The sequence below is a fragment of the Streptomyces sp. NRRL WC-3549 genome (assembly GCF_000721935.1).
Taxonomy (GTDB): Bacteria; Actinomycetota; Actinomycetes; order Streptomycetales; family Streptomycetaceae; genus Streptomyces.
The window spans coordinates 58,030-59,198 of sequence record NZ_KL585395.1; the positions used below are offsets into that span (position 1 = coordinate 58,030).

The 1,169-nt window shown below is 75.4% G+C and carries 1 protein-coding gene; it reads right to left on the reverse strand.

The annotated features are described in order from the left end of the window. On the reverse strand, nt 1-846 hold an 846-nt coding region (locus IH13_RS0113030), incomplete at its 3' end, for an MFS transporter (RefSeq protein ID WP_031084009.1). Nucleotides 847-1,169 lie beyond the last annotated feature (323 nt).

Sequence of the window (1,169 nt, forward strand, 5' to 3'; positions counted from 1 at the left end):
GCAGAACGTGACGACGTTGACGGCGGTGAACTGCCGGGACGCGAAGACCGACGGCGGCACCATCGGGTCGGCCAGCCGCCGCTCCAGCCGTACGAAGGCGGCACCGAGCAGCACCCCGGCGAGCGCCGCCCCCACGACGACGGCCGAGGCACCCCGCGCCGGGACCTCGATCAGCGCGTAGGTGACCAGGGCGAGCGCGAGGGCGGCGCACACCGCCCCGCGCACGTCGAAGCGACCGTGGTCCGCCGGGTCCCGGGACTCCGGGACGTGGCGCAGGGCGACGGGCACGCAGATCGCGGCGAGCGGCAGATTGAGCAGGAACACCCACCGCCAGCCGGGCCCGTCCACGAGCCAGCCCCCGACGAACGGCCCGATCGCCGACCCGACCCCGCCGAGCCCCGACCAGAGGCCGACGGCGCGGGCCCGGTCGTCCGGGTGGAAGCTCGCCTGGATGAGCGCCAGCGAGCCCGGGGTGAGCAGGGCGCCGCCGATGCCCTGGAGCGCGCGGGCCGCGACGAGGACGCCCGCGTCCGGAGCCAGCCCGCAGATCAGGGACGCCAGCGCGAACCAGACGATCCCGACGACGAACACCCGCCGCCGGCCGAACCGGTCCCCGAGCGCCCCGCCGAGCAGGAGCAGCCCGGCGAGGGTGAGCATGTAGGCGTTGACGGTCCACTGGAGGGCGGCGAGGTCGGTGCCCAGGTCCCGGCCGATCCGGGGCAGGGCGACGTTGACGACCGTGGAGTCGAGCATGGCCATGCTCGACCCGAGCACGGTCGCCAGGATCACCCACCGCCCGGCCGCCGAAGCGACCCGGACCCCGTCACCGTCCGCGGCACCGTCCATACGAGCAGCATCACCGCTCCCCAACAGGACGGCATCCCCACCGGGGCCGCCCGACCCCCCGCCCGGCAGAACCCAGCCCCGCCCGGGAAAACCCAGCCCGGCCCGGCAGAACCCCGCCCCGCCCAGCAAAACCCAGCCCCGGCCCGGCAGAACCCCGCCCCGCCCAGCAAAATCCAGCCCCTCCGGCGCTTGAGGAGCGGGGGCCGGGGGCAGAGCCCCAACCCCCAGCCCGTCCGGCGCTTGAGGACACAAGGGGGCCCGGGGGCGACGCCCCCGGTTACGGGAAGGGGCGGGCAAGGGGAACAGCTGTCTCTTATACACAT